The following is a 3,856-nucleotide window of genomic DNA, read 5'->3' as shown; positions in this document are numbered from 1 at the left end:
CACCGCCGCGGCCGCGAACAGCCCGTCGGCGGGCACGAGCACCGCCCGGTGCTCGGCGGCCAGGCGCCGCACGACCGCGATGCGCGGGTCGAGGTCCCCGCGCCACGCGTGCTGGTCCGGGGTCACGGCGACGAGGAACGGCTCGACGAGGACGAACCGCGCGCCGAGCCGGTCGGCGGCCGACGACAGCATCGCGCCGAGGTTGTCCTCGTACTCGGCGGTCGACGTGGGCACGCCGGAGTCGTAGCGCCGCCAGGTGTCGTTGATGCCGACCAGGACCGAGACGACCTGCGGCTCGAGCGCCAGCGCGTCCGACTCCCACCGCGCCCGCAGCATCGCCGACGTGTCGCCGCCGACCCCGCGGTTGAGGAACTCGAGCGCCAGGTCGGGGCGGCGGGCACCCGCGAGCGCGGCCACGATCCCCGCGTAGCCGTGCCCCAGGCTCGTCGGGTCGGAGCGGTCGCGGCCCCAGTCCGTCACGGAGTCGCCGGTGAGCAGGACCCGGTCGCCCGGGCGCAGGAACGTCGTCGTCACCGGGGCATCCCACCACACGCTGACCGCCCCACCCGGCCGTGACGACCCGCGCGGCGTCGCACGTCGGCGCGTGCGGGAACGCCGAGGGCGGCCCACCGCGTGCTGCGGGGGCCGCCCTCGGGAGCGGGTGTCAGGACGCCGGGTCGTCCGTGCGGCGGACGTCCAGCGTGACGACGGTGCCGGCGTCGACCTCGCCGGACAGCGGGTCCTGCGCGACGACGACCCACAGCGTCGGGTCGTCGACCGTGCGGCCCTGACCGGTCGAGTCGACGGTCTCCACCGTGAGGCCGCGGGCCTCGAGCGTGTCCTGCGCGGTCGCGAGGAGCAGGTGCGTCTGGTCGATGACCTCGACCGTGCCCGACGCCTCCTCGTCCGTGCCCGAGGTCACCTCGGCGCTCGTGCCGGTCGGCGTCGCGTCGTCGTCCGAGCCGGAGTCCGAGCAGCCGGCGAGGAAGGCCGTCGCGGCGAGCGCGGCCGTCGCGGCGCCGACGACGAGACGGGTGCGGGTGGCGTGCAGCTTCATGGGTCCATCCCCTGGGTGAGTCGCAGGTACAACCGGCGTGAGGGCACGACGACGAGACCCCTCGTCGTGGCATCCCCCCACGAGTGCGGGCCGCAGCGGCGGCTCGCGAGTCCTCCACGACCGTAGGCCCGACCACTGACACGCGTCTCGCGCATAACGGGCGGGTCCGGACGAATGCCCCGGCCGACGACGTGTGCGTTCGGCCACACCCGGCGCCCCGACCTGCGGCGTCGTCGGGGCACGAGTCCACCGCGCCGACCCCGACGTGCCGTACCCGGCGTCAGCGCAGCGCGTCGACCACCTTCGCGACCCGTCGCTCACGCGTCGCCTGCTGCTTCGCCTCGACGACGCTGCGGACGTGCTCCTTGCGGTGCGACGGTGCGAGCGCGTCGAACGCCGGCCGCAGCCCCGCGGCGTCCAGCGCGGCGGCGAGGTCCTCCGGCAGCTCGACCGTGCGCGGCTGGTCGTCGAGCACGAGCGTCACGTCGTGCTCCTCGTCGCCCGCGACCCCCGCCGCGGCGCGCACCGCCGCCGAGACGGGCACCAGGAAGCGGCCGCCCATCGGCGCGACCGTCGAGCGGTACGTGTAGCCGTTGAGCGTCACGACCACCGGCGGCCGCCTGCCGCCGCCGAGCCCGAGCACCACCTCCTCGGGCACGTCGATGCCGACGTTGTTGGCGCCGGAGCGGATGAGGACGGTGCGGAACGTGGTCACGGCGCCACCGTGGCACACCCCGGCGCGCAGAGCACGCGTCCCGGCCGTCTGGCGCTGCGGGCTGGACCACGCCGTGCGAGGCTCGACGCGGACCGTCGAGCGCAGCGGCGGCGCCGGACCGTCGCCAGGGGGCAGCGATGCCGGTCGAGCACGTCGTCGTCATGGGAGTCGCCGGGTCGGGCAAGACGACCGTCGGCCGGCTGCTCGCGGAACGGCTCGCACGCCCCTACGCCGAGGCCGACGAGTTCCACCCGCCCGAGAACGTCGCCAAGATGGCCGCCGGGACCCCGCTGACCGACGACGACCGCGCGCCCTGGCTCGCCGCGATCCGTGACTGGCTCACCGCCCGGGCACGCGACGGGCAGGACACCGTCGTCACCTGCTCCGCGCTCAAGGTCGCCTACCGGGACGTCCTGCGGGACGCCGACGGGCGGGTCCGCTTCCTGCACCTGTCCGGGCCGGGCGAGCTCATCGCCGACCGCATGGCCCACCGTGCCGGCCACTTCATGCCGACCTCGCTGCTCCCGTCGCAGCTCGCGACGCTCGAGCCGCTCACCGACGCCGAGGACGGCGTCACGGTCGTCGTCGACGTCCCGCCCGCCGACGTCGTCGAGCGCGTGCTGCACGCGCTCCACCCCGCCGAACCCGTCTGACCCGCAGGGAGGCATCGTGCTCCACGCGCTCGTCGCCGCCGCACCCGAGGGCGTCAGCGACGTCCGGCTCGTCGTCGCCGCGGTCGTCGGCATCGCCGTCATCGTCGTGCTCATCGTCTGGGCGAAGCTGCACCCGTTCCTGTCCCTCACCATCGGCTCGGGCGTCCTCGCCGTCGTCGCGGGCATCGCCTATCCCGACGCGTTCGCGAGCTTCGTCAAGGGCGTGGGGGAGACGGTCGCCGGCGTCGGGCTGCTCATCGCGCTCGGCGCCATCATCGGCAAGCTGCTCGTGGACAGCGGCGGGGCCGACGAGATCGTCGACACGATCCTCGCGCGCACCCCGGCCGGCCGTCTCCCGTGGGCCATGGCGCTCATCGCGTTCGTCATCGGCATCCCCCTGTTCTTCGAGGTCGGCGTCGTCCTGCTCATCCCCGTCGTCATGCTCGTCGCGAGGCGCTCGCGCGTGCCCCTGATCCTCGTCGGCATCCCCGCGCTCGCGGGCCTGTCCGCGCTGCACGGGCTCGTCCCGCCGCACCCCGGGCCGCTCATCGCGATCGACGCGCTCGGCGCCGACCTCGGGCTGACGCTCGGGCTCGGCCTGCTCGTCGCGGTCCCGACGGTGATCATCAGCGGCCCGCTCCTCGCGCGCCCCATGGCCCGGTGGGTCCCGATCGAGGCGCCCGAGCGCTTCCTCGGCGAGGCCGAGCGCGACGACGAGCACCGCCGGCCCGCGTTCGCGACCGCCCTCACCGTCGTGCTGCTGCCCGTCGTCCTCATGCTCGCGCGCACCGTCGTCGAGGCCGCGGGTGCCGAGGAGAGCGGCGCCGGGCGCGCGCTCGCGTTCCTCGGCACGCCGCTCGTCGCACTGCTCGTCACGTCGCTCGTCGCGCTCGTCGTGCTCGGCACCGCGCTCGGCCGCACGCGTCAGCAGGTGAGCACGCTCGTCGACCGGTCGTTCGCGCCCATCGCGTCGATCCTGCTCATCGTCGCCGCCGGCGGCGGGTTCAAGGCGACGCTCGTCGACTCCGGCGTCGGCGACGTCATCGCGAACGCGCTCGCCGACGCGCCCATCTCGCCGCTGCTCGCCGGCTGGCTCGTGGCGGTGCTCATCCGCCTCGCCACCGGGTCCGCGACCGTCGCGACCATCACCGCCGCGGGCATCGTCGCGCCGCTCGCCGCCGACCTCACGCCCACGCACGTCGCCCTGCTCGTCCTCGCGATCGGGGCCGGGTCCGTGTTCCTCAGCCACGTCAACGACGCCGGGTTCTGGCTGGTCAAGGAGTACTTCCGGATGACCGTCGGCCAGACGTTCAAGACGTGGTCCCTGATGGAGACCGTCCTGTCGGTGACCGGGCTGATCCTGGTCCTGCTGCTGAGCCTCGTGCTGTAGGCACCGACGGCGCGCGGCGGGAGCGGCCGGGGCGGTCGTGC

Annotated in this window: 5 protein-coding genes; 2 read left to right on the top strand and 3 right to left on the bottom strand. The window is 74.9% G+C overall.

Features of this window, described 5'->3' with window-relative positions; translation table 11 throughout:
- The 3 genes from HGA02_RS12675 to HGA02_RS12665 form a co-directional block, all read right to left on the bottom strand.
- Positions 1-534 (bottom strand): GDSL-type esterase/lipase family protein (locus HGA02_RS12675; protein ID WP_168679314.1); only part of this gene is annotated, 534 nt, incomplete at its 3' end.
- A gap of 130 nt (positions 535-664) precedes the next feature.
- Positions 665-1,057, bottom strand: a complete 393-nt coding sequence (locus HGA02_RS12670) for a PASTA domain-containing protein (RefSeq protein ID WP_168679313.1) — start codon at positions 1,055-1,057, stop codon at positions 665-667.
- A 280-nt stretch (positions 1,058-1,337) separates the two neighbouring features.
- Positions 1,338-1,772: a DUF1905 domain-containing protein gene (locus tag HGA02_RS12665; RefSeq protein ID WP_168679312.1), complete on the bottom strand. Its 435-nt coding sequence runs from the start codon at positions 1,770-1,772 to the stop codon at positions 1,338-1,340.
- Between the two features lie 137 nt (positions 1,773-1,909).
- Between HGA02_RS12665 and HGA02_RS12660 the strand changes: the two genes are divergently transcribed.
- The gene (locus HGA02_RS12660; protein ID WP_168679311.1) at positions 1,910-2,425 is read left to right on the top strand and encodes a gluconokinase; all 516 of its coding nucleotides are present in this window, start codon (positions 1,910-1,912) and stop codon (positions 2,423-2,425) included.
- A gap of 16 nt (positions 2,426-2,441) precedes the next feature.
- Positions 2,442-3,815 (top strand): GntT/GntP/DsdX family permease, encoded by a 1,374-nt coding sequence (locus HGA02_RS12655; RefSeq protein ID WP_343035464.1) that lies wholly within the window; start codon positions 2,442-2,444, stop codon positions 3,813-3,815.
- Positions 3,816-3,856 lie beyond the last annotated feature (41 nt).

It is taken from the genome of Cellulomonas septica, assembly GCF_012396155.1.
Lineage (GTDB): Bacteria > Actinomycetota > Actinomycetes > Actinomycetales > Cellulomonadaceae > Cellulomonas > Cellulomonas septica.
The sequence above is the reverse complement of the archived record's forward strand: the minus strand, read 5'-3'. Positions and strand labels throughout refer to the sequence as shown.